Below are 25629 nucleotides of genomic sequence, written 5' to 3'. Positions count from 1 at the left end.
TTTGTAGATTTATTAAAAAAATAAAAGAAATGCAAGCAAAAAGTTGTGATAGGTATCTCAGGAGGGGTTAAAATGCTGGCTGTTTGCGGGATTGTTCGGCGAAATGGACGGGTATTGATGTGTAAAAGAGGTGGTGGAATGCTTTTCCCGGGCTATTGGGAACTCCCGACCGAAATTTTGGAAGATGGCGAAACTGCAGAAGATACCCTGGAAAGGGCTTTTTTTGAGCGTTTAACGGTAAATTCGCAGAAAATGCACCCTCTCGGAGCGGTCGATTTTAGCTATGGAGACGGGGGACGGATTTTAGGTTACGAGGTGGAACTTTGCCGGAATTTTGTCCATATATATGGATACGACGACTTCCGCTGGGTCAAATATCGTGATTTGAAGCACTTGCGTATCCTTGAGCCACATGTGAGCTTACTCACGGAATAAGTAAAGGTAATTGTAATTTTACTGTGGGATAAAGAGTGTTGCACTAGCAAATTGTATTATTGTTTCTTATATTTTTTTGCAAAAACAAAACACTTAAATATAAGGAGTTTATAATCATGAAAAAAGCTATTGCCGCTCTTCTTTGCGCAAGCGTTCTCGTTCTCTCCGGCTGCCATGGTAGCTATGGCCTTACCAAGAAGCTCCTCCGCTGGAACGGCACTTTGGGCAATAAGTGGCTCAATTCCTGCGTCCATTTCTTGATGTGGGTTGTTCCGGTTTACCCGATCAGTATCGGTCTCGTGGACTGGCTCGTCCTCAACACTGTTGAATTCTGGACCGGTTCCAATCCGCTTGCTGCAGACGACTCCTACTACCAGAAGGACGAACAGGGCAACTCCGTTGCCGCTGTGAAGAACGAAGATGGTACTCTCTCTGTGCAGTACACCACTGTTAAGGGCGAAACCACGAGCCTCACTCTCCAGCGCGATGAAAACGTCGTTCGTGCTCTCGATGCTGAAGGCAACCTCGTTGCTCAGTACGAAATCGAAAAGTAATCGACAAATAAATTTGGTCATTGGACGCTCTCTGGAAATCCCGGAGGGCGTTTTTTGTTTGGTCATTAGTCAATGGTCATAGGTCAATAGTCAACGGTAAGCTGCTGACAAATAAACAATGCTACTCACTAATAACTAGTAACTAATAACTAAAATTTTATATATACTTCTAGCATGCAATGTCGGGTTGTCCATAATCGTTTGTATAATGCCGTTGGGGCAATGCTTGCAATTTTTGTTGCGGCGGTTCTTTGTGCTTGCAACGGGAATGACCTGAAACGTGGTGACGAAGCTCTCCGCATTGGCGATTACGACCGTGCTGTAGCGAACTTCTCGAAAGTGTTGGATGCAGAGCCTGCCAATCGCGATGCCCGCTATGGGCTTGCAATTGCCTATTACGCCATTGCCGAAGACAAGGAACGCCTAAAAGAAAGTACGCTTGCGCTCTGGGAACGCACTGTTCGCGAATTCAAAATTTTGTCTGTGGTGGATTCGAGCGAAAAGTCGAAGCCTATGTATTCGACATCGCTTTTTTACCTAGCCCGCGCCATGCTTGCCGAGAATGCCCAGGCGAAGGTCTTACACTTATTGGATCAGTCTATTCAGTTGGACCCAGAAAATTACTTTAGCTATAATCTGAAGGCGCTAATCATGGCTGGGCATGGCGACACCGATGGTGCCAAGAAAATTTATGCGTACATCGTGACCAAGGAACCGAAATTTGCATCGGCATATGTGAACCTCGGAAACCTCTACTGGAACGCTCATGACTATGAATCCGCATGGGATATCTGGTCGATGGGGCGTGAAGCGTTGCCGCAAGATGCGGTACTTGCCAAGTGGACGCGCATAGCCGAAGACTCGCTCAAGGCGATGGTTTATTCAGGTAAACTGTGAGCGGGCGAGCCATGAAGAAATTCGAAAAAACGCTCTTGGACTCCGTGAAGGGAGCCGCCTTGCTGCATCGTGGTGGCGAAGCCTCGATTTACCTGTTGAATGTGGGCGGCGCACCGTATGTGCTCAAGTGGTATAATGAAGGATTCTCGTTTGATGAAAACGTTGTGGAACGTGCGTATAAGGTGCGTGAGCCGGGGCTGTACCGCATTGAAGAATGGGGCAATCGCGATGGAACGCCTTACCTGATTTACGATTATATAAATGGCGAATCTTCGGAAACGCTTGGGCGTATGATGGTGCCGGTTGCGCTTGTGGCGCTGAGGCAAGTCTCTTCGGCGCTTGCGGCGTTGCGCAAACAGGGGGTGTCGCATGGCGACTTGAGCCCCGCTAATGTGATATTTGCGATGGATGGCGATGGTGGCGGAAATGCGGGTCTTGGACTCCGGACGGTATTGATTGACTGCGGCATTGTGGGGCCGGGCGCGCTTGCGTATGCGGCTCCGGAGCGCTTCCAGGGCAAACCTGCCGATGAAAAGAGCGACTTGTTCAGCCTTGGACTTTTGCTGTACCGCTGGATTGCGGGCGAGGACCTGATTACTGCTGATGGCTATGAGCAGTTTGCCGAGCAGATGGCGAATGTGCAGGACTTGAATATCTCGGAAAAGCTTTATGCGACGGGCGCCTTTGATTCGCCCGAAGGTGCGCAACAGCTTTCTGCGCTGGAGCCGCTTTGGTCAGGGCTTCTCTGTGCGGACATCTCGGACCGTGTCGAAGACTTTGACGAGCTTGATGAAATCTTGGAAATTGTACTTGATAAAGTGTCGCATGGTGAGATTGCGCTTTCGACTTGCGTTACCCAATATGCCAAGTCCATTAATTGCCCGGATGGCAAAAAGAATGCGGTACAAAAGGTTCCAGACACCCTCGAAAAGGGGCTTCCGTTTGTCGTTTGCAAGAAAAATAATTGGCTAAAATGGGCCGTTTTAGGCGTTTCGGGACTTATATTACTCTTGATAGTGCTGTTGCTTACGAGTGGAACAATGAGTTTCGGTATCGATGCGACAGGGGACCGGCTGTTAAAGCGGTCGAGGAACATTGAGCCGTCTGTAGAAAGCGAGAAAGCCCCGGATTTGAAGGTGGATAGCTTGCTTATGGAGCTCCCGGTGCCCTCTGCCGAATAGCAGCAAAACCGCAAAAGGGCTTTGTTATGAAATCGGAATCCATGCTCGCCACAGAAAAGATGCTTGATGTGGTCAAGACTCTTTTAGATGAGGAACAGCCGGAGGCTCTTTTCCCGAAAATTCTCGAAGTGGCAAAAGGCGTTTTGCATGCCGATGCCGCTGTGTTGGATATTGGTGGCGAAGAACCGCTTCATTTCTCGAATCCGGAGAAGGTCTCGATTTCGATTTCGGCGGTTCGACTTGCGAAAAACGAAAAGCGCGCCGTGGTGTGGAACCAGCTCGATGACGAGTCGGCGGATTTGTCCAAGTCGATTGTGCAGAACCAGCTCACAAGCATTATGGTGTCGCCGTTTAGGACGCCGGAATCTGAGGCCGGGTATCTCTATTTGCAGCGTGCCGCCCGCAAGGAACCGTTCACCGACGAAGATAGCGCTCTGTTTGATTCGTTTGTGGCGGTCTGTGAAAAGTTTGCGTTTGCCGCTTATGATCGTTTGCGCGACAAGGAATCGCTTGATACGCTTAAGAATGTTGTCCGCAAGGATGGGATTGTCTATTCTTCGAAGGCGATGGTCGATGTGATTGCGATGGCCGATAAACTTTCTCCGCTACCGCTCCCGGTGATTATCCGTGGCGAGACGGGTACGGGCAAGGAAGTGATGGCGCGTTACATCCACAAGCATAGCCCGCGTGCCGAAAAGCCGTTTATTGCGGTGAACTGCGGTGCCATTCCGGAGCACTTGATGGAATCGCTCATGTTTGGGCATGCCAAGGGCTCGTTCACGGGGGCGATTGAAAATAAGAAGGGCTTTTTCGAAGAAGCCGATGGCGGTACGATTTTCCTTGACGAAATCGGCGAGCTCCCGCTCAATATGCAGGTGAAGCTTTTGCGCGTGTTGCAAGAAAAGCACATCACGCGTGTAGGCGACAACCGCGAAATCCCGGTGAACGTGCGTGTAATCAGTGCAACGCATGTGGACTTGGAAGAGGCGGTGCGCGAAAAGCGATTCCGCGAGGATTTGTATTTCCGCATTCAGGTGTTGCCGCTTGAACTCCCGCCGCTGCGCGATCGCGGTCAGGATGTGGTGCTTTTGGCGGAGAATTTTATCCAGCGCTTTGGTGCAGAATATGGCCGTGGAAAATTCCACCTGAGCCGTAATGCCGAGAAGGCGCTGCTCGGATACCACTGGCCGGGCAATGTGCGCGAACTCGAAAACCGCGTGCAGAAAGGTTTGGTGCAGGCCGTGCATGGCGTCATCCAGCCCAAGGATTTAGGACTTGATGATATGCAGGGGCAGGCGAAGGAATCGCCGCGCACGCTCAAGGAAGCCCGCGAAGCGGTCGAACGCGAAGTCATCTCTCGCGCACTCAAGGACACGAATGCAAACCTCACGCTCGCTTCTACGATTCTTGGTATCGACCGCAAGGTGTTGCGTGAAATCATGGAACGCCTGGGCTTGAAAAAAGAAGACTTTAAGGTATAGGGATGTTTTGTAAAATGCTGAAGCTCAATTTAAGGAGACTCACCATGAAGAAGATTGTAATGGCATCCGCTGTGATGGCGGCGACCGCCATGGCTGGCGAAATAGATTCTCGCCCAGAAGCAAGCGTCCCGACTCCTGTCGAGGCTCGTGAAACTTTGGATAAAGCTCCGAAAATGTCTGAAAAGGAAAATGTGGACTGGCAGAAAATGCGTGAAGAACGCCGCATTGCCCGCGAACAAATTCTCAAGGACTTGAGGAATAATTCGGCTGCAGAAAAGAAGGAAATGCCGAGTGTCGCTGCAAAGCCAGCGATTCCTGAGAAACCGCATGAAAAGAATATGGAAAAGCCCAAGGACGAACTTGTTCGTGAAAAGAAATTGGATGAGAAGGAACAGCCGAAGGAACCGCAGGGAGTTATGAATCCGTTCGGTCCTGGTCGCATGGAACCGATGCGCCCGTTCGGTCCTCGTCCGATTGAACGAAATCCCTGGGAAAAGCAGAACCCGCATGAATGGGAGAAGGGACCTTTCCCGAAAAAGTAGATGATCCGTTGGTTTGGTTTGATAATGTTTGTGCTTGCAACTGCGCTCTATGCTGAGACGCAGGAGGAAGCGTATTACCGAGCGATGAAGCTTGAGGAGGCTGGTGATATTACATCGGCTCTCAAGGCTTTTGAAGAGGCGGTTGCGTTGCCAGGCGAGTACACGGATGAAATTCAGGGAATTATTCGCGATTACAAATCGGCACTTGGCTTAGCGGATGGCGAAAATTCTAGTGCTGCAAGTGAGGCAAGTCCGTGGGAATTCCATGTGGCTGGCGAACTTGGGCTTTATGGCATGCACTACAAGGAAACGGGTCTGGACGAAGCTGAAAAAGGCGGCGATCTCTTCTTGAATGTGAACCCGTACTTTGATTATACAACGGCGACCTGGTCGCATACGTTTGCCGCTTCGGTGCAGGGCGATTATTTCTTGAATAACGATGAAATGTCGGTTCTTGATACGAACGACTGGAACCTTGTGCTGGGCTTGGAATACACGCTGATGGGGCATGGGATGCTTCTGGATGCGGGTTACGATTTCAATATCGAGGGCAAGGAACTTTCTTCGGATTTTTATCTCTGGTTCGAAAAAGATTTGTTCCGCTTTGAAAAGCAACGTGTCGGTGCGGTGGCTTGGGCATATTACCAAACGTCAGGTCCGATGTCTCTTGCAGCTTATGCGTCGTGGCACAGGACTGTTTCGGAGGGCTTGAACGGAACGGTCTATGTCGGGGCGAAATTTGAAGCGGATTCCGCTTTTGACTACAAATCGTTTATGGAATCTTATGCGATCTACAAACAATCTGTTAGTGCTTATAATGAATACTGGCAGTATTTGAGTGACCATGGCGCCGAAATGACCGATGATGAATATGAAATGTATGAGGCGAATTCTCCTGCGGAACCTTCTGTAGAAAGTATTGTCTACCGCCAGACGATGGGCAAATGGTTTGGTCCGGTTTTCCGTTCTAGAATTTCGTATAAGTTTAAGAACCGCTTTTCCGTTGAAGCGAAAATGAATTTGTTCTATGGATTCGCTGTTGGCGGACCGGACGAGGATTTCAAAAAAATCAAGAAGTTCAATGGCACTTGGGGCGGTTCAGCTTCGTGGAAATACAAGATGATGACTTTTTATTTAGGGCTCGAACGCAACTACAAACACATGGATTTGCCCAATTTCTACAAGGGATTGTACCGCGAAAGCACTGTGCTCACGCAGCTTAAGCTTGGTGTAAAATGGGATATTTAGGCGGCTTTGCCGTTCATTGAATTTGGTAATATGGAGTCAAAAAAAGAGGCAAGCGAAAACTTGCCTCTTTTACGTGGAGATAGTGGGAGTCGAACCCATGACCTACAGATTGCGAACCTGTCGCTCTACCAACTGAGCTATATCCCCATAATTGGATGGTGGGCTGAATATAGCTAAAGTAAGACTATTTGGCAAGTGAATGGGCTAGGATGGGCGGACTTCTACTGGAGGTGGGTGGCCTTTACCTCTTCTTGAACACGACGATTTCTGCATCAGCTCCGTTCTTGCCGTATTCGCTCACGAGAATGTAATGTTCATCGCAAGCGATACCATAGCAACGGCCTTCAGCATTTTGCTTTTCGACCTGGTTGCCCCAGTAGCTTGCATTATCGTCCAAAAGCTTGACGCTGTTGCCGTTGATCTTGTATTCCTGATTGATGAACGAGCCCTGCAGAACGAAGAGATTGTCGATGGTTGGCATGTCTTTGATGTTAAGTGCGTTGACTTCTTCAATCAGCTTTTGCTTGATGGGCGAATTGGCATGCGGGAGCTCTGCGTCGCTTGATTTCCAGCGCTTGAGCGTGGGGTAGTACTTGCGGAGTTCTGCCTTGTACTCTTCGCGGGTAAAATTCTTGCCTGTATTCTTGTTGAATTCATCGACGAACTGCGAGCAGAATTCGACCATCTGTTCCATCGTGAAATCACCGGTGAATGCACCGTCTTTGTAGCAGTAGATGCAGTATTCATCGTTCTTACTGCCGTCGGCGTTTGTGCCGAGGATTTCTGGTGTGAGCGGCATTCCGCAGCTCTGACAAAATTTTAATTCCATGATTTCTCCTTTACTTTTTCTTTATCGGGTGGCGGATGACTGTTTTCAACTTTTCCGGAGCGACTTTGCGTGCGTCGGAAAGGTAAATCTCGTGGTGACGCCTCGTGTCCGAGATGTCGTTTTCGTAACCGTTGTCGGCAATGAACTTATCCATTGCGGCAACAGTTGCTGGCTCGTCATCGTATGAGCCAGAATGCATGCACTGCACGCAAAGCCCTTCTTCGATTTCTAGAAATTCGACTTTCGAAAAGTCCATTTTCTTTTTGCGGGATGCTTCAACAACAGCCCAATCGAAATCGGCTTTGGTGACGAAGTCTGGGAGTCGAATGACTGAAATCCACTGGAAATTTTCCTTGTGGCTGTAATCGATTCCGTCAACATTTTCTTGCCACCAGAATCCTTCTAGCGGCGGAACCACGTAATCAAAGTAGCCTTCGATTTTGTAATCCCCTTTCTTGCTCATCTTGATGGTGTAGGCTATGCCGTACAGAAGTTCGATGGACTTTTTGTATTCGCCATCTTCTTCATTCGGGTTGCCTTTGCCACGTACTGCGATGTAGTTCATCTTTGGGACTGTGACGATCTCGGGTTTGCCTTTCGGCATGTAGAATTCTTTATATTCTTTTTTAAAGTCAAAAGGCATGAAATTTCCTTCTTATAACACGTGTACAAATGTATACTATTTAGTAATTCTCGTCAAGTCCTATTCGCTCTTTTTTTTCAGAATTTGTTAGTATCGATCTCCATATTCCTTTCGTGCTTCTGTTATGCGCCACAAGGAAAATTCTGGTAATCACACTACATCATACCCCGCATCTGACAACACTTTCAGCGCCTTCTCAAAATTCTCCGCTTTCACAAGAATATAATCCGTATTGAAAGTGGATATCGCAAAAATTCCGATGTCATTTTCAGCAAGAATAGCTGACAACTTTGAAAGAATGCCTATAAGAGAAAAATCAAGTACTCCCTGAATGCGGAAACCTCGCCATCCATCATCTCGTTCAGTTGTATTTGGGGGAGTATCATCTGTTTTGCATACGAGGGATATTTCTTCGTCGGTTTTTCCAACGAAATAGAAATCCTTGCCCGTATCAATATCTTTAATGTCCGCTACTTTACAGACGGTTAGTTTGATTCCAATTTCTTTAGTTTCATTAAGTTGATTCTTTGTTTTAATATGGTTTATGGTCTAGCGGTTCTGTGCAGCCCCATTCCTGCGCGATCCGCTCGAAGTTCTTCTTGACGATGCGCTTGAAAATGAGGTTGAAAAGCAGGATTCCTATTTTTGGATTCTTTTCGAAGCCTGTAAATTTCTTTGCTTCGGGCGTCATGAAATTGCCGTTTTGCGCAAAAGATTGTCCCATGGCTGTGTAAGAGGCGAGCATCTTGTCGGTCATCTTTTTGATGTAGCTGTTTTCGCGGTTGCGGAGCAAGAAGCTGCCGCCTTTCACGAGTACGCCGCCGCATGTGCAGCTGAGTTGCGCTGGGAGCGACTGCAAAAACTTTTCGCCCAAGCGCAGCTGATGTCCTTCGTCAAATCCGCCGTGGAGAATGAACGAGAGTTTTGCTGGTTGCTTGCGTTCTGTGGGGAGTGTACTTAGGAATTCAAGCAACAAACTCGGCAGACATTCTACAAAGAGTGGCACAGCGATGATGATGTTGTTGTTTGTTATGAATGCTTCGCGGGCTTCGTCCCATTCGGCATGGTTCGAGAGTGAATAAAGCTTGTGCGTGAATCCCTCTTGTTCGAGCCCTTCGGCAAAAGCTTGGATAATCTTATTCGTGTTGCTGTTCTTTTTGACGCGCGGGCTTCCGTTAATTATGATGACGTGTTCGGCAGAAGTGGGCGCGACGCATTTTGCAGAAGGAACTGCGGCGTTTTCGCAAGCCTCATCCTTGTCTAGCGAGATTACGCCGAGCGAACGCCCTGCCAAATTTCTGGCGACTCGCATACTCCATTCTTCAAGCAGTTCGCGGTTACCGTTGCCCTTGTAAATGAAACCGAAATTCAGTGGGTGATAACGCAACTGATGACGTTCCCATCCATCGCGGATTTCGATGTACATGTTTAGCATCGGGACGACTCGGTCCAAGACTCGCTTGCCACGGTAGTCAATAAAGCCAAATTTCGTGTCTGCCACAACCCAGAAGTTCTCGGCATTGACAAGTTTTTTGAGGATGATTTCGTAATCGTCTTTGATGCTGCAAATGCCGGGAGTTTTCAGCCAGCAGTTGTTGCATCCCATGCAATGCATAATTTTTAAATCAGCAGTATTGATGATTTCTATTTCTTCGTTCTTGTCCGCAAAAAGTGCTTTAATCTGTTCCGAGCAATCGCCCGATTCCAACGTATTCAAAACTAAAGTCATTTTTATTGTCATTCTCGCTGCTTCGAGAATCTCCTTTTTGTATATAACACTTAAGGTCTTTAAAAGTGTCACTAAATTTTATCGAAGTTCGTCGATTGCTTTTTGCAAGTTCGCTAGGAACTTCCCGGCATGAGCCCCGTCCATTTGCGTGTGGTGGAACTGGAACGAAATCGGCAATTCATAGCGGAAAAGATGTTTCCTGTAACGTCCCCAAATCATAAACGGGTTGTTGAAAATGCCGGAATTCATGCCGACCGCGCCGTCAATTTCCGTATCGATAATAGCCGATGTGCCGATGACCATACTGTTTTCGGACAAGTCCCAATCCTGGCAACTTTCCGCCACGATTTTTGTGTACTTGAGGTAATCGCGGTTGAATGTCGCCAAATCTTCGGAATACGGGATGTCGCAAGAGCTGACTTCGCCTTCGTCGTTTTTCACGATTGTATTCACCGCAATTGAATCGTATTGCATGAGCTTGCCGTTGACCGGGAGCATGTAAAATTCCTTAACGTTTGCCGCGGCCTTGCCGATGCAGTAATCCATAAGCATGTTGAATTTCAAACCGCGTTTCTTGCTCACCTTCACGAGTCTTGTGACGTTAAGCGTTTTGAAAAATGTTACCATCGGATTTGGAGCTTGCATCCAAAACTCAAACGCCTTCGCTCTCGTTGTGCTTTTCGGATCGATTTCTTTTGCCATTTTTTGCCTTTAAATATGTTCGCCGATGACTTTATCCGTTTCGACGGAGTTTCATCACTTTCACGGGGCGCTTGCTGCCGCCATAAAGATTTTCGCAGTAGCGCATTTCTCCAGTTTCGCGGAACCCGCATTTTTCCATCACGCGACCGGAGGCGGGATTGTCGATGAAAAAGTCGCTCCAGAGAACGTCAATGTGTTTTTCGTTGAAGCAATAGTCTATCATCAGCTTTAACGCTTCAGTACAAATTCCTTTGTTCCAGTAAGGCTTTGCAATCCAGTAACCAGCTTCAGCTTCGTTTTCGCCAATGTCGATGTTGCTTTCGCCTTTGAGCAGGTAACCTATACAACCGATGGATTCTCCCGTCTCTTTCAGTTCGATGGCCCACATGTGATCACCGCCGAAAATTGTGCGGATGATTTGCTGGCTTTCTTCTACGGATTTGTGCGGTTCCCAGCCGGCGCGCGGTCCGACATCTGGGTCACTTGCATATTTGAACAAAGCTTCGGCATCACATTCGCGCCACGGGCGCAGTAAAAATCTATCTGTTTCCATCATTTAATAACCTGATAACGTAATCTTAAATAAGAGTCTTGTAGTGTCGCGCATTCAATGAGTTTCAAGGCGCTGATTTTGTTGAGTTCTGTTACAGATTGTAGCGAGACTCCGTCAATTAGAGTCGGGGTATCTTTTCCGCCGATGAGCGTTGGCGCTACCACGATGTCAATAAAGTCGAATAGCTTTTCTCGTAAAAACAGGCTATTGACTGTTCCGCCTGATTGCACGGTCAGCCTATCGCAACTAAATTCGTTTTTCAGGCGGATAAGCACACTCGGCAAGTTTAATTCTTTCTGGTAGATGATGTGCAAGTTTTCTTCGTTAATTGAAAACGCGGGGTGTTTCGGATTGGATGTAATCAGAACAAACGTCTTGGACTTTGCACAAAAATAGCGCACACCGTGCTCCGTCAGGTGCGTATTGTCCAAAAGAACAAACGATACTGGCGACTTGGCGGGCATTTCCTTTTCGTTGCAGCCCATCTTTTGCTGGACTCGGCCCGTGTTGAATGACCAAAGATCGGTTGTCTGCTCAATTTCGTAATATTGGTGCAGACCTTCTTTTACTCCTTCAATATGCGGAAAGTCCTGATCTACGTCCAAAGCATCCGTAGAGCCTGTGCTGATTTTACCGTCAACGGACGTCAGCATGAACAATGTTGTGATGGGACGATTCATTTTTTGTATGTCTTGAAAAAATGTTGTAAGTGCTTCTCGATGAATTTGAGCGCTTCTTTTTCGCATTTCGGCTGGCGATCGACTTTTGAAATCCAGAGTGCAACGGGTGCAGTAATCTCTGTCGCGAGCATTTCCGGGTCGTCCCTGATGATTATGCCTGCGGTCATTAGCATTTCGAGAACCTTCTTGTACATTTGTAAAAGTCCATCCACTTGATGCCTTGTCGTGATTTCGGCGAGGCGCTCGCTGCGGAACTGTTCCTGCACCAAGAAAATACGCATCTTCTTGATAATCGGGTCGGTCATCGTAAAGCGGATGCGCTTTAACATCTCGCGAATAAAACCGTCGATATTTTCGGGAACTGTGCCGATTTTTTTCGCGGAGCCGAACGATTCCTCATAACGCGCTTCGGCGATATCGATTAGCGAATTCAGAATGTCTTCTTTGCCCTTGAAGTGCTTGTAAAGCGACGGCGCCTTGATGCCGACATTCTGAGCGATTTGCTCCACGCTGGTGCCGTCGTACCCGTTTTGAGCAAATAGCGTTAATGCGGTTTCTAGAATTTTTTCTTTAGTGGACATGGCGCCTCTTGTTTTTGAAGTTCACGACTTTTACGGCTAATATGTGTTAGCCAAAATAGCTAATAACTATTAGCCTGTCAAGAGGCGGGGCGACTAATCAAAGCCCTTAATTTTACACTTTCTTTCGGATGACGGTCAACAATTTCTTGGCGCGGGTGGCGCCAACGAGCAGAAGGCGTTTCCAGTCTTCGCGCTTGCTTGTCTCGGTCGGTTCTTCCACATCGACGAGGATTACTGCCATCGTGTCGAGTCCTTTGATGCGGTAGGCGCTCACGATGTTCACTTTGTCCTGAATGAGCTTTTTGCCGCCGACCTTGTTCCACACGAAACGGTCATCCTTGATGTTTTTGATGCCGGATCTTGCTTCGCTACGCATGGAGACGACGAGAACTTCGGAAGGCTTGACGCTGTACTTTCGCTCAAGTTCGTTGTAGCTGTTGATGAGCAGCTGCTCTTCTTCTGAAACATCCTTGTAGCGGTATTCCTTGACGGACGTCCCTTGTGGCGTGTTGTTGTAGCTCTGCAAGCGGATGTTGGTGTTCTTGTAAATCCATTCCAGGATTTTCTTGGTGTTGCGGAAACCGCGCTTGAGAACCATGACCGGCATGGCTTTTACCTGGACGTTTTCGATGCCGTCACGATTGGCGTAAAGTCGTTGCGCCGGGTCGTAGAAAACACGTGCAAACCCGCGTTCCTTATCGCGCAGGAGTCCGATGAGTGTATCAATCCATTCGCTGGCGAAGTCTTGAGCCTCGTCGATAATGACGGCGTCAAAGAACATCTTTTCTCGCAGTTTCTTGTCTTTGAAGAGCTTGACTTGCGCATTTGAAAATGCGTGCGGTAATTCTTTGTCGTAATACTGCGATTTGTCAGCGCCCATTTTAGGCAGTTCCTTTACTGCCTTGGCGTATTTTTTGCACCAGTCGGCGTAAACGTTGACTTCGATTTTCCCGAAGCCGACACCTCCGTCGCGTCCGTATTTGTCGGTCACGATTTTGCGTTCTTTGGCGAGCGCGTTCTCCACGTCTTCGCGGAGCTCTTCGGCGAGCAAGTCGTTGTAGCAAGCGATGGCGACGCTTTTACCGATTTTCGAAAGTCGGAGCGCTTCCCAGATGACCATGCGGGATTTTCCGGAACCTGCCACGCCTTCAATTCTCACGCGGTTGTTCCTGGAAATGGATTCCATCATCATCTGCTGCATTTCTGTCGCTTGCTCGGAATAGTAATTGTCTTCGCGCAACGTGTCTGCAACAGTTTGTATGTCACCGATGCCGTCGAAAAAGTTGCGGAGTGCAAAGAATGCGTCTTCGTCAAGGTATTCGTTTGGATATGGGTTCCCGCCATGGGATTCTTCGGGAGTCTGGAGAATTTCAATTAAACGTTCTTCAAACTTGTTCACGTCTTGCATGTCGGGCTTCAATAACGCGCGCTTTCTCGGAATTTCCGAGAGAGGAATGCCTTCCATGTTTTCCATGTCGCTGAAGCATACCGCCCATTGTACACGCACTCTGTAGAATTCTTTATTCAGGGGTGCCTTGAGCAGTTTTTTCATGTGCTCGTGTAACGGGGCAATTAGTGATGCTACTTGAATGTGAGGGGGCTTTGCCATGGACTTTCCGCTCTGCATCCAGACAACATTGCCTGTTTGAGTTTGGGATCGGGCGGAAATTTTCCCGGATTTGCATTCAACAAGGAGGAGACCGTGCTTGCGGTGGTATAGGACTGCGTCGACTTCACGCAGGACGGAGCCCGTGCTATCGATGTCGAAATACCAGGATCTGTCCATCCAGACGAGCCATTTGTCGTCGAGTAAGTTGGCTATGCGGGAAAAATCAACTTCTGCACGGGATGGATTATCTGGGGTAACGTCGGCACGGACGGTCATAAGCTCTCCTTTTTAGGGATAATATAAGAAAAATCCTCGGTGTTTTACCGAGGATTTTTGTGGATTTCTGGGGTGGATTAGAAGTTGAATACCGTTTCGAGGCCGAAGTAGAACGATGCGTCTTTGCCGTAATCGGTGGTGGATACCCATTTGTCGTGTTCATCCTTTTTCCAGTCATCTCCCACGGGGACAACGACCTTTACAAAACCTTTCATATTGAGATTCTCGACTGGGCTGAAGTAAAGACGCGGACCGAAGTTGACAGAACCGAGTTCCTTCGTGTTATCGATAGTGTTTGTATGCCATTCACCCACAAAACCTGCGGTAAAGATGTCGGTTGCCTTGAAATCGATTTCGCCGTAGGCAAACTTGTATTCAGGAATTTCATAAGCATCGCCGGATTCATGGATTGTTGCCTTGTCCATGTCGTCATCAAAGAAAGCGAAGAATATGCCTGTTTTGATGAGCACGCGGCCAAGGTTCAACGTGGGTTCGGCTAACAACGCGTGCGAGGCGTTAGGGTAGGACTTTTTCATGCGGTCTGCATGCAAGCCATAAACGGCGTGGATGTCAAAAGGTCCTAATAAAAGATCGGTATGCAAGCCGGCGTGAAGCTCGTTTTCATCTTTTGTTTGCCAGCTTTTATAGTGGAAAAACGGACGGAATGATTGACCCGCAATATCAAATTGGTAGGCTAAGTGGATATCGTAGCTTTTGTTGGCTTCGCCATAGCAAGATATGTTTTTGCTGCATGAAAAGTCGTTGCTGCCACGACCAAAGCCTAAACCAAATTGAAATCCGTATAGCTGCATGTCTAGACCACGAATGTCGTGTTCTCTCATGCCTGCGGCATAGATCCCTGCATCGTCATAATTGTAGAATGAGAATGCGCCTTCGGAGAATGTCAAATCACCCACACGGAGTGTGAAGTTGTCGCCTCTGTTGTATTGAATGTATGCCTTTTTGTAGGTGACGAATGGATCTTCGGAATTTCCATCGGCTTCAATTTCTGCAAAGGCAGACCAGTTTTCGTTGAATTTGACATTGAAGTCTACGTCGATGGTGGAGGCGTAGCTATGATAAATTCTTTGATCTTGTGCTGTTGATGCATGTGCGTATGCGTCGAACTCCGCTTTTCCGGATACTTTGAATTCAGGACCTTTCTTTTCGACTGCTACGTCTGTAGCTTTTGTAGGTTCGACTGCTGGCTGATTTGCTGTTTGGGCTGTTGAGGCTTCTTGCGCAAAAACGTTTGCAGCGGCAAGGCCAAAAGCCATTGCGGTAAGCTTAATGGTATTCATAGTTATTTTCTCCTTGTCTTGTAATAAGAAAATAACTTAAAATGTGTCAAATAAATAATAAAGTCTTGGTCTAAATTGGAATAGCGTAATCTATTTCATCTTGAACGCTAGCATCGTGATGTCGTCGAATTGCGGGGCGTTCCCTGCAAATTCCTTGACTGCCATGCGGACTTTGCGGCACAGGAGGCGGATAGAATCGTCTTTGGATTCGTTCAAAATTTTCTGCAAACGTTCCATGCCGAATTCTTCGTCCTTTTCGTTTGTGGCTTCGGGAACGCCGTCGGTATAGGTGAAAATCGTATCGCCCGGCTTGAGCTGCACTTCGAATTCCTTGTACCTGTAGCCTTCCATGCCGGCGAGGACAAAACCGCTTTTGAGGGTGGCGACCTCGAATTCTCCGTTCTCATGCTTGATGAACGGTTTTTCGTGACCTGCATTGGCATAGACGAGGTGCCCCGTCTTGATATTCAGCACACCGCAAAGGCATGTGACAAACATGTCGTGAACGTTGTGTTCGGCGAGTTCATCGTTTGCGCGGTTGAGGGCTTCGGCGGGCGAGAGTCCGTGTTGCAAGTTGTGTCTCAACACGATCTTGGAGACCATCATAAAGAGTGCTGCTGGGACGCCTTTGCCTGAAACGTCAGCGATCACAAGGGCGAGGTGGTCGTCGTCTATCATGAGGTTGTCGTAAAAGTCGCCGCCAACTTCAAGCGCGGGGCGCATCATAGCGTAATTGTCAAAACCTTCAACATTAACGGGCTTTGATAGCGATGCGCGCTGGATTGTCGTTGCAATGGAAAGCTCCGTATGGACTTTCTGTTGCTTGGCTGTTGCCTCGGTCAAGTGCTTCACGTAATCGTCCAGTTCCGTTGCCATTTCCTGGTACGAGCGGGCGAGCTTGCCGACTTCGGAGGTAAAGTAGACGTATTTTTGGCATTTTTTCAGAGTCTTATGGATTCTTTCGTAAATATCTTTGTTCTGCCCAAAAGTCTTTGCGATTTCGCTCATGCTTTCGATAGGCTTTGTGACGGTGCGTTCCATGTAGTAGAGGAACCCGAGTGAAACCCAGATGGCGATGTTCAGTATGGCGCCGATGTAAAAGTAAACGTAGTTCCAGAGGTTAAGGTTGTTCTCGCCGTATTTAAGCGCAATGCTTGGGTAGCTTGTAATACCGATCGCTACGGAAATAACGATACTCGTGACTAGAAAAAACAAGATGAATTTTTCGTTGAGCGAGAATGAAAAGATGAACTTAGCATTTTTTTTCTGCTTTCTGCGTATGTTGTTCTGGCAAATGAGCGAGGCGCAGATTAGATACGGAAACCCTATAATCACCATTGTGATAAATTGATTGAAGAAAATGTTTGCCGAGAGCATCGAAAAATAGTGTTCGTCAAATTTTAGTTTGATGACGCTTACGACCATGAACGCTGCCGCAAGTGAATCTAGGATGACGATGAGCATGTATTGCACATTCTTGTAAACCTTGTCGAGCTTGAACTTGTTCTTGTCGTTTTTGCGGAGCCTGTTCCAAATCACGGCGGGGACGTAACCGTAAATAATCTGGACGAAAAATCCTGGGATGAAGATAATCGCGTCATAGCCTGACATGATGTCGGCGATGAGGTTTGCAATCGCGCAGCCGAGGACGCCTGCAAATCCAAAGGAAATACCGAAAAGCAGGGGGAGGGCCGCCACAATGCGGACTTCAGTTGTGTCGGAAATCTTGAAAAGTTCTCGGCAGGGGAATCCGAGAACAAAGAATATAAGCCCGCAAATAATGGCGATGAGTATATATTTATGAATATTCTTCATAAAAACTCCTTCTTAATTTTTAATATAAACATTTTTTGGAGAAGGAGGAAAAATGCGCTCTTCCAATTGCGACTATAGTTTAAAATGGCTTTTGGAGGACGAAAACGGCAAAAAGCGTCAAAAAACGAAAAGCGCTTCTCAAGGAGAAGTGCTTTTTCGCGGGATAGACGAGGCTTGAACTCGCAACCTCCGGCGTGACAGGCCGGTGCTCTAACCAAAATTGAGCTACCACCCCAAGTGGTTCGACTGATTTCTCAATCGGTAGACCATATTTAAAAACTTGTTTTGATTCAGTCAAGTCCTTTTTGTAAAAAAAATCATTTTTTTTAATTTTGTATCATTCAAAACTTGTCTAATGATACAAAAAATGTTATATTAAAGTCATGAAGGGAAATGATTCGTATAGGGAGATCTTATGAAACCGGTAACAGAATATCGTGACTATCGCTGCTGCATGCAGGATTTTTACGATGAACGTAAGAGGACTTGCTCGTTTACGTGGCGCGAGTTCGCTCGTCTGGCTGGCTTCACATCGCCGACTTACCTGAAGTTGGTGTGCGAAGGGAAAAGTAGCCTTAGCGAACTAGGTATTGAAAGGGTGGCATCTGCCATGAACCTGGGCGGCTTCGAGTATGCCTATTTCCGCAGTTTGGTGCGCTACAACCAGGCGAAGGATGACGAAACGAAAAAGAACGCTTTTGCAAGCATGAAGGATATTGCGGAAGCAAACAAGATTCGTGTAGTTGATGGAGATGCCTTCACTTATTTTGAGTCTTGGAAAAATCCTGTTTTGCGCGAACTGGTGGCGATGATGCCGGGGGCAACTCCCGAAGATGTTGCCGAAATGTGCTGGCAGCCGATCACTGCGGATGAAGTGCGTAAATCCTTGGACTTTATGGTCAGTGTTGGAATTTTGCAGCGCAAGTCCAAAAATGTCTATGTGCAGACGGATAAGGCTTTGGTCGGTAATTCCGAAGTGATGCCTTTGGTGGTTCGCTCCATGCACCGTGAAATGGCTGGCTTTGCGCAGAAGGCTATTGACGAGTATGATATTCATGAGCGTGATGTTTCCGGTGTGACCATGGGGATTGACCGAGAAACTTACGAACAGATTGTGCGGGAACTGGATTCCTGTCGCAGAAAGATTGTGGCGATTGCCAACATGAGTAAGGAACCGTGTCAAGTTTATCGATTGAACTTGCAGATGTTCCCTTTGTCTAAAAATACACATAAAAATAATGAGGGCTGATATGAATAAATACATTGGAACTAACGTTTTGTGTTTGGGGTTGTTAGGGGCCCTTGCATTAACGGCGTGTTCAGACGAATCCGGGGTTTCCAAAAATTTTGGAACTACCGAAGAAAAAAACGCATTCTGGAATGAATCCGCCAATCTTAAGGATTGGAACGTCATGAAGGGATCGGACATTAAGCTGGAAAATGGCAAGAGCGCTTTGCTCGGTCGTGTTTCGCTGAAAAAGTCCGGTGATGACCTTGCACGTGCCGGTATCGCCTATGACGTTTCCAACGAGGATGGTTCTCCGACCGATCTTTCTCAGGGGAGCGATGGTTTGTGCGTCTCGTACAAGTCTGACTTTACCGTGGAGGTCCGCCTCGATACGGCTGACTACGCAAGTTCTTCTGTGGATAAGGATGTGCCTTTCGTCAGTCTGAATATGAAGGATTCCGGATCCGAAAGCCATTGCGCATCTTGGGAAGATTTCAAGATGAAAAAATCGGATAAAACGGATGGTTCCGATGTTGTCAAGAAGGTGCGTTCTGTGCAAATCGTTTTTGTGGGCGAGTCGGGTTCGACGGGTGAATTTAGCATTCAACGTCTGTCTCCTTATGTTCGCTCGGATTTGTGGATTGGTAAATCAGACGGCGCTCGCGTAAAGACAGGTTATGCTAAAGGCGATGAAGGAACTTCTGGTACGATGACTTTCTTTGAAGATTCTTCCCATGCCTATTATGAATGGATGTATGATCTCCCCGAATTCGGCGTCTTTCCCGAAGATTATACGGAGCTGGACAAAAGAATTGAAAGTCATGAAGGTTATTATGGCCATGTTATCTTTAATGATGTTAACTCCAATCCGGATGTCGGTTTTGAATTCCTTGTTGCAGGGAAAACCACTAAAAAGAACAAGGATTTCATTTATACGGCAGACGTGTCTGGTTTGTGGAAGGGCATGTGCTTGGAATATGAATCGCAAATGGATATTGTAATGGAACTTGTTCCTGGGGATTCCTCGGCGGGCACCCTTGAAAAGAAGAGCAAGACAATGACTTTTACCAAGAACAACGATATGGAAAAGAACTGTGTGGTATTTGCCGATGCCCTGCAGGGTTCCGATAGCGATATTCTTAAGCATCTGGCAAAGATTCGCTTCAAGTTCGCAAAGGAAAACAAGGCCGGAACGATGGTCGGAATCAGACGTATTAGCGCCTTGGTGCCGGAAAATCTTTCTGTCAAGGAATCTGGCGAATTCAAGGAAGTGAAGCCTACGGAATCTTCTAGCTACAAGTCTGGAAAGAGCTTCTTGTGGGATGGCTCTAAAGATGGTGACCACGTGGATCTCGGCATCTCTGGTGCAGCAGCTGGCGGCGTTTGGACGAATTCTCCAGATGAAATGGATACGTATAGTTTCGGCTTCCCCGATGATGTCGAAGCTGATGATGATGGCTATGTCACTGAATCCTTGGTAAGCAAGTATCACAAGTTTACGGGATACGTGAAGTCGGATGACGGTATCTATGATTTGGATAAGGTTGCAACGATTGGCTTTAATACGGTCAGTTCGAAACAAGAAACCGCTGACATCAGTGCGTGGGATGGCTTCTGCATTCATTATAGTACTGACAGCTTTGTTAGAATCGCGCTCGTTACTGATGCTTCTGCAAATAAATACTGGTATGCTGAAGTTGAATATTCCGACGACATGACGTGGGGCAAGGTTTCTTGGAAGGCTTTCAAGAATATTGACGAGGAATCTAGTGAAAAGATTGAAGATGCCATCGGAAAAATTACGTCGGTTCGTCTTCAGTTCCCTGTGGATGGCGAATTTGTTGTCGATAAGTTCGGGTCTTACGACCAATGCGGTAAGTAAAGAAGTCTGAGAGTTGTATTGTTAGGAGGAAAGAATAGCCACGAGAAATCGTGGCTATTTCTATCTAATTTCTGTTCAAATGTTCACTAATTTTTAGACATTTGGGGCCTCTTTTTCTATATTTGCGTCCATGACGAAATCTATTGAAATCCGTGATGCGCATGAACACAACCTCCGCCATGTTGATTTGACGATTCCCCGCGACTCGATTGTCGTGGTCACAGGCGTTTCGGGCTCGGGCAAGTCGAGCCTTGCTTTTGATACGGTGTTCCAGGAAGGGCAGCGCCGTTTTGTGGAGTCGCTTTCGGCGTATGCACGCCAGTTCATCGGGCGTATGAAGCACCCGGATGTGGAAAGTGTTCGCGGAATTTCTCCGACGATTTCGATTGATCAGAAGACGGTGAACCGTAACCCGCGCAGTACGGTGGGTACGGTGGTCGAGATTTTGGACCATTATCGTTTGATGTTTGCGCGCCTCGGTGTTCCGCATTGCCCCAAGTGCGGCAAAGTGATTCAGGCGCAGTCGGTCGACCAGATTGTTGATAATCTGTACGCTAGCGACGAGAATAAAAAGATCTTGGTGATGGCGCCGATTGTGCAGGAGCGCAAGGGTGAATACCGCAAGGAACTCGCGGAGCTCAAGGAAAATGGATTTGTCCGCGTGCGTGTGGACGGGACGATTTACAGGCTCGAAGACGTGCCGCTGTTGGTGCGTTACGAAAAGCACACGATTGAAGTGGTGATTGACCGCTTGACGCTTGAACGCAAGAACATGAGCCGTTTGCGCGAGGCGATTGAAGGTGCGCTCAAGCTCACGGACGGAAAGCTCGTGTCGTTCTTGCTGACATCGCAAGAGGCGGGCGCGGATGGTGCCGCGAAGGAAGAATACCGCTTGCAGGGTACGCAGCTCGCTTGCCCGAAGTGCGGAATTTCTATCCCGGAACTTGAACCGCGATTCTTTAGCTTTAATGACCCGAAGGGTCAATGCCCCGCCTGCAAGGGTCTTGGCGAAAGTTGCGAATTTGACATTAACTTGATTGTGCCGAATCCGAATTTGTCGTTGAAAGAGGGGTGCCTTGCCCCGCAAAAGAAGGATGATGGCTGCATCATCTTTAGTGATTTTGGCTGGCGCAATTTGCGCACGATTGCAAACGAAATGCACTTTTCGCTGGATACGCCGTGGAATAAGCTCAAGAAGGCGCAACAGGATGCTGTGCTTTATGGGACTCCGAGCGGGAGCGAACGCGGTGTGGTGACGATTATGCAGGAACTTTGGGACATGTGGCATATTTACCACTTCCGAAAGTATATGCAGATTGGCGTTTGTCCGGAATGTCACGGAACGCGAATCAACCGCATTGCGGCGGCAGTCGATTTCCACGGTCATAACATTTGCGAGATGACGGAATGGTCCGTCGAAAAGTCTGTCGAGTTTTTTGATAAGCTCAAGTTGAGCCCGAAGGAGCAGCGCATCGGTCGCGAAGTGCTCAAGGAAATTCGTGGGCGCCTTGGATTTTTGAAGGCAGTGGGCCTTGGCTATTTGGACATTAGCCGCAAGGCTTCGACGCTTTCGGGCGGTGAGGCGCAGCGTATCAGGCTCGCAAGCGCCGTGGGTGCGGGCTTGCAGGGCGTGCTTTATGTGCTTGATGAACCGAGTATTGGGCTGCACCCACGTGACAACGATAAGTTGCTCGAAATGCTCGAACGCTTGCGAGCCCAAGGCAACAGCCTTCTCATCGTGGAACACGACGAGGATACGATGCGTCATGCGGACTGCGTGATTGACGTGGGCCCTGGCGCGGGTGTCGAGGGCGGTCGCATTTTGGCGGCTGGCACAGTCGACGAACTCGAAAAGAACAAGTCGTCACTTACGGGCGCGTACTTGAGCGGTCGCAAGGCTATAGAAATTCCGTCGCAGCGTTTGAAGATTGATGCGAAGACGCCGAAGCTTAAGATTTGCGGAGCTTGCGAAAACAACCTCAAGAACATCGACGTGGAAATCCCGCTCGGCGGTGCATTTACGGTAGTCACGGGCGTTTCGGGCTCGGGCAAGAGCACTCTTGTGAACCAGATTTTGCGCCGTGAACTCGCTCGCGTGTTCTACAATTCCGAAGAACCGGTTGGCAAGTTTGATCATTTGGAAGGTCTCGAAAACATCGACAAGGTCATCGAAATTGACCAGACGCCGATTGGACGCACTCCGCGCAGTAACCCGGCAACTTATACTAAAATTTGGGACGATATCCGCGACTTGTTTGCGGGCATGGAAGAAAGCAAAGTGCGCGGGTACACGAAGAGCCGCTTCAGCTTTAATGTGAAGGGTGGCCGTTGTGACGCTTGCGAAGGTGCGGGCGTGAAGGTCATCGACATGCACATTTTGCCGAGCGTGCAAGTTACTTGCGATGTGTGCGATGGCAAGCGCTTTAACGAAGCGACCCGTGAAGTTTATTTCAAGGGCAAGAATATTTCTGAAGTTCTTGACATGAGCATTGCCGAAGCCGCTGAATTTTTCAAGGACATTCCGAAAATTGTAGAACCGCTCAAGCTCCTTTGCGAAGTGGGCCTTGGCTATTTGACGCTCGGTCAGCCTTCGACGACTTTGAGCGGTGGCGAAGCGCAGCGTGTGAAGATTGCTTCGGAACTGCGCCGTCCGGGGACGGGTAAGACGCTTTACTTGCTCGACGAACCGACAACCGGTTTGCATTTTGAAGATATCCGTCGATTGCTCGAATGCTTGAATCGCTTGCGTAGTCTCGGCAACAGCGTTGTGGTGATTGAACACAACCTCGATGTAATCAAGTGCGCGGACTGGATTATCGACCTTGGCCCAGATGCGGGCGTGAATGGCGGTCGCATTATCGCGACGGGAACTCCCGAACAAATTGCCAAGTGCAAAAAGTCGGAGACGGGGCGTTACTTGGCTCCGGTCTTGGCTAAAAAGCATGGCGAAAACAAGCATTTTGAACGCACAGATGAAAAGGGCGAGGATTACTCGCTCGATATCGAAGTGCATGGCGCTCGCAAGCACAATCTCAAGAACATCGATGTCACGATTCCGCGCCACAAACTCACGGTGATTACGGGCGTTTCGGGCTCGGGCAAGTCGAGCCTTGCATTCCATACGCTCTTTAGTGAAGGTCAGCGCCGCTTTGTAGAAACGCTCAGCACGTACGCTCGCCGCTTCTTGGGACGCCCCGATCGCGGTAGCATTGATTCTATTTCGGGCTTGGCGCCTGCGATTGCGATTGACCAAAAGAGCGCAAGCAAGAGCCCGCGCAGTACGGTCGCAACACTCACGGAAATTTACGACTACTTCCGCATTTTGTGGGCTCGCGTAGGCACGGCGCATTGTTTGAAATGCGGAAAGCCGGTCAGCTCTTATGCCGCTGGCGACTTGATGCAGTTTGCTTTTGACCGAGACATCAACAAAATGGTGACGGTTCTTGCTCCGTTCGAAATCAAGGACGAAATTAAGTTGTCCAAGATTTTGACGGAGAAGGGTTACCGCAAGGCATATCTCGGTAAAAAGCTCGTGGAACTTCCGTTGCCAAAAATCCCCATTCGCGAAAAACAGTTGCTCGCCGTGGTCGATTCCGTGGTGGTCAAGGAAGAAAACCGCGCTCGCCTTGTTGAAGCGTTTGAACGTGGCTACCGCGATGGTAACGGAATCCTTTATGTGGATTGCGATGGTGAAGAACGCCTTTCTGCTAGTGAAAAGCCGGGTTGCCCGGAATGTGGCTGGTACATGGATTCGGCGCTCAACCCGAAACATTTCAGTTTCAACACGCATTGGGGCGCTTGCGAAACTTGCCTCGGTCTTGGGCATTTCAAGGATGGCGAAGAATGCCCCGATTGCCATGGCGAACGCTTGAAGCCAGAATATCTTGCGGTGCGCATTTTGGGCAAGAATATCATGGATGTGCATCACATGAGCATTGCCGAAGCTCGCGACTGGTTTGCCAAAGTCGATTTTGCGAACGAAGAAAATGCAACTTCTGCATCCATCCAAAGCAAGACGACAATTGCCGCTCCGCTCCTCCGTGAAATCATTGGCCGCTTGGACTTCTTGATTAGTGTGGGACTTGGCTACATTGGCCTTGACCGTGCGGGCGATACGCTTTCGGGCGGTGAATCCCAGCGCATCCGCTTGGCAAGCCAGATTGGTAGCGGTCTCGAAGGCGTCTTGTACGTGCTTGATGAACCGACCGTCGGCCTCCACGAAAGCGATACTGCAAAACTTTTGGATACGCTTTATCGTTTGCGTGACTTGGGCAATACGCTTGTGGTCGTGGAACACGATCTCAAGATGATGCAAGCCGCAGACCACATTATCGATATGGGTCCGGGGGCGGGCGACTTTGGTGGTGAAGTCGTAGCCGAAGGCTCTCCAGCAGAACTTGCGAAGCCTTATGCTCTGCAACAGTTCCCGCGTAGCGAAACCGTCAAGTTCCTCACGTATTCCACGCCGGTGGCAAACCAGCTGGAGCCCGTGCAGATTACGGATGATACTGAATTTTACGAATTCAAGAACCTCAAGGCGAATAACCTTAAGAACTTGTCTGTAAAATTCCCAAAGAAGGCTGTGAGCGTTGTCTGTGGCGTTTCGGGTTCGGGCAAGAGTTCTCTCGTTGTCGATGAAATTTTCCCTGCGCTCAAAAAGCAGTTCCAGGCGCGTGGCCGCAAAAAGCAGAGCGGCGAAGTCTTGTTGGTGGACCAGAGCCCGATTTCGGGAACGCCACGCAGTACGCCGGCGAGCTTTACGGGCGTCTTTGACGATATCCGCAAACTGTTTGCGAAACTCGAACAGTCCAAGATGAAGGGCTTCGATTACGGTCGCTTTAGCTATAACCTTGCGCGAGGCCGTTGCCCCGCTTGCGAGGGCCGTGGTGCCGTTGCTGTCGAAATGCACTTCCTCTCGGACATCTGGGAAACTTGCGAAGTCTGCGGTGGCAAGCGCTACAATCAGGAAACGCTTACAGTCACGTTCAAGGGCAAGAACATTGCCGATGTACTTGATATGCGTGTGGTTGAAGCTTGCGAGTTCTTCAAGGATCAGCCGAAAATTTTGCCGAAGCTCGAATGCCTCCGCGATGTGGGCCTCCCGTACGTGAAACTCGGTCAGCCGGTCACAACGCTTTCGGGTGGCGAATCCCAGCGCTTGAAGCTTGCAGCTGAACTCTGCCGCCGTCCGGCAACAGAAATGGTTTACCTCCTCGATGAGCCGACAACTGGTCTCCATTTGAAGGACATTCAAATCCTCTGGAATCTTTTGCGCAGACTCTCGGCGCGTGGCGATACGGTCATTGTCATTGAACACCACCCCGATATTATCCGTTTGGCTGACTGGAAAGTTGAATTGGGTCCTGTCGGTGGTTCAAATGGCGGTTATTTGCTTGAAATGGGGGCTAATTCTACAAAATAATGGAACTAATTTGATTAGAAGAAATTATTTTTTTTGAGAAG

21 protein-coding genes and 2 tRNA genes are annotated in these 25629 nt (G+C 48.4%); 10 read left to right on the top strand and 13 right to left on the bottom strand.

All coding sequences use genetic code 11. From position 1 onward, the window contains the following. Nucleotides 1-72 precede the first annotated feature (72 nt). The 7 genes from BUC30_RS12290 (at nt 73) to BUC30_RS12260 (ending at nt 6338) form a co-directional block, all read left to right on the top strand. A complete protein-coding gene (locus BUC30_RS12290) occupies nt 73-435 on the top strand; it encodes an NUDIX domain-containing protein (RefSeq protein ID WP_073425134.1) in 363 nt (120 codons plus the stop codon). A gap of 116 nt (nt 436-551) precedes the next feature. Then, the gene (locus BUC30_RS12285) at nt 552-989 is read left to right on the top strand and encodes a DUF3332 family protein (protein WP_073425133.1); all 438 of its coding nucleotides are present in this window, start codon (nt 552-554) and stop codon (nt 987-989) included. A gap of 222 nt (nt 990-1211) precedes the next feature. Then, the gene (locus tag BUC30_RS12280) at nt 1212-1886 is read left to right on the top strand and encodes a tetratricopeptide repeat protein (RefSeq protein WP_244536628.1); all 675 of its coding nucleotides are present in this window, start codon (nt 1212-1214) and stop codon (nt 1884-1886) included. A gap of 11 nt (nt 1887-1897) precedes the next feature. Then, nucleotides 1898-3067, top strand: a complete 1170-nt coding sequence (locus BUC30_RS12275; RefSeq protein WP_073425217.1) for a serine/threonine protein kinase — start codon at nt 1898-1900, stop codon at nt 3065-3067. A gap of 26 nt (nt 3068-3093) precedes the next feature. Further along, nucleotides 3094-4548 carry a sigma-54 interaction domain-containing protein gene (locus tag BUC30_RS12270; RefSeq protein WP_073425131.1) on the top strand — a complete coding sequence of 485 codons (1455 nt, stop codon included), beginning with the start codon at nt 3094-3096 and terminating at the stop codon, nt 4546-4548. Between the two features lie 44 nt (nt 4549-4592). After that, nucleotides 4593-5090: a hypothetical protein gene (locus BUC30_RS12265; RefSeq protein WP_244536627.1), complete on the top strand. Its 498-nt coding sequence runs from the start codon at nt 4593-4595 to the stop codon at nt 5088-5090. Nucleotides 5091-5114: 24 nt separating this feature from the next. After that, nucleotides 5115-6338: a hypothetical protein gene (locus BUC30_RS12260; protein ID WP_244536626.1), complete on the top strand. Its 1224-nt coding sequence runs from the start codon at nt 5115-5117 to the stop codon at nt 6336-6338. A gap of 74 nt (nt 6339-6412) precedes the next feature. Here the strand turns inward: BUC30_RS12260 and BUC30_RS12255 are convergent. The 13 genes from BUC30_RS12255 to BUC30_RS12195 all read right to left on the bottom strand — a co-directional run bounded on the left by BUC30_RS12255 (nt 6413) and on the right by BUC30_RS12195 (nt 17291). After that, nucleotides 6413-6485 (bottom strand) — tRNA-Ala (locus BUC30_RS12255). Between the two features lie 94 nt (nt 6486-6579). Next, complete coding sequence (locus BUC30_RS12250; RefSeq protein ID WP_073425128.1) at nt 6580-7167, bottom strand: zinc ribbon domain-containing protein; 588 nt, start codon at nt 7165-7167, stop codon at nt 6580-6582. A gap of 10 nt (nt 7168-7177) precedes the next feature. Next, nucleotides 7178-7810, bottom strand: a complete 633-nt coding sequence (locus BUC30_RS12245) for a GyrI-like domain-containing protein (protein ID WP_073425127.1) — start codon at nt 7808-7810, stop codon at nt 7178-7180. Nucleotides 7811-7960: 150 nt separating this feature from the next. Then, a complete protein-coding gene (locus BUC30_RS16530) occupies nt 7961-8311 on the bottom strand; it encodes an ACT domain-containing protein (protein ID WP_348536640.1) in 351 nt (116 codons plus the stop codon). A 31-nt stretch (nt 8312-8342) separates the two neighbouring features. After that, a complete protein-coding gene (locus BUC30_RS12235) occupies nt 8343-9551 on the bottom strand; it encodes a flavodoxin family protein (RefSeq protein ID WP_073425125.1) in 1209 nt (402 codons plus the stop codon). 66 nt (nt 9552-9617) lie between these two features. After that, nucleotides 9618-10241, bottom strand: coding sequence for a CatA-like O-acetyltransferase, family 2 (locus BUC30_RS12230; protein ID WP_073425124.1), 624 nt, complete (start codon nt 10239-10241; stop codon nt 9618-9620). A 31-nt stretch (nt 10242-10272) separates the two neighbouring features. Next, on the bottom strand, nt 10273-10797 hold the full coding sequence (locus BUC30_RS12225; RefSeq protein ID WP_244536625.1) for a GNAT family N-acetyltransferase: 525 nt from the start codon (nt 10795-10797) through the stop codon (nt 10273-10275). Next, complete coding sequence (locus BUC30_RS12220; protein WP_073425123.1) at nt 10794-11474, bottom strand: dihydrofolate reductase family protein; 681 nt, start codon at nt 11472-11474, stop codon at nt 10794-10796. The genes BUC30_RS12225 and BUC30_RS12220 overlap by 4 nt, the downstream gene beginning before the upstream one ends. Continuing rightward, nucleotides 11471-12055: a TetR/AcrR family transcriptional regulator gene (locus BUC30_RS12215; RefSeq protein ID WP_073425122.1), complete on the bottom strand. Its 585-nt coding sequence runs from the start codon at nt 12053-12055 to the stop codon at nt 11471-11473. Before BUC30_RS12215 ends, BUC30_RS12220 begins: the two co-directional genes overlap by 4 nt. Nucleotides 12056-12167: 112 nt before the next feature. After that, nucleotides 12168-13940, bottom strand: a complete 1773-nt coding sequence (locus BUC30_RS12210; RefSeq protein WP_073425121.1) for a nuclease-related domain-containing DEAD/DEAH box helicase — start codon at nt 13938-13940, stop codon at nt 12168-12170. A gap of 77 nt (nt 13941-14017) precedes the next feature. Beyond that, nucleotides 14018-15241, bottom strand: coding sequence for a hypothetical protein (locus BUC30_RS12205; RefSeq protein ID WP_073425120.1), 1224 nt, complete (start codon nt 15239-15241; stop codon nt 14018-14020). 90 nt (nt 15242-15331) lie between these two features. Continuing rightward, complete coding sequence (locus BUC30_RS12200; protein ID WP_073425119.1) at nt 15332-17056, bottom strand: SpoIIE family protein phosphatase; 1725 nt, start codon at nt 17054-17056, stop codon at nt 15332-15334. Between the two features lie 159 nt (nt 17057-17215). Continuing rightward, nucleotides 17216-17291: transfer RNA gene (locus tag BUC30_RS12195), tRNA-Asp, on the bottom strand. A gap of 180 nt (nt 17292-17471) precedes the next feature. Here BUC30_RS12195 and BUC30_RS12190 point away from each other — a divergent pair. The 3 genes from BUC30_RS12190 (at nt 17472) to uvrA (ending at nt 25588) form a co-directional block, all read left to right on the top strand. Next, complete coding sequence (locus BUC30_RS12190; RefSeq protein WP_073425118.1) at nt 17472-18305, top strand: TIGR02147 family protein; 834 nt, start codon at nt 17472-17474, stop codon at nt 18303-18305. Nucleotide 18306: 1 nt separating this feature from the next. Continuing rightward, complete coding sequence (locus tag BUC30_RS12185; RefSeq protein WP_244536624.1) at nt 18307-20166, top strand: hypothetical protein; 1860 nt, start codon at nt 18307-18309, stop codon at nt 20164-20166. Between the two features lie 130 nt (nt 20167-20296). Beyond that, on the top strand, nt 20297-25588 hold the full coding sequence (gene uvrA, locus BUC30_RS12180) for an excinuclease ABC subunit UvrA (protein ID WP_073425117.1): 5292 nt from the start codon (nt 20297-20299) through the stop codon (nt 25586-25588). Nucleotides 25589-25629 lie beyond the last annotated feature (41 nt).

The organism is Fibrobacter sp. UWB7, from assembly GCF_900142945.1.
Classification (GTDB): Bacteria; Fibrobacterota; Fibrobacteria; order Fibrobacterales; family Fibrobacteraceae; genus Fibrobacter.
The sequence above is the reverse complement of the archived record's forward strand: the minus strand, read 5'-3'. Positions and strand labels throughout refer to the sequence as shown.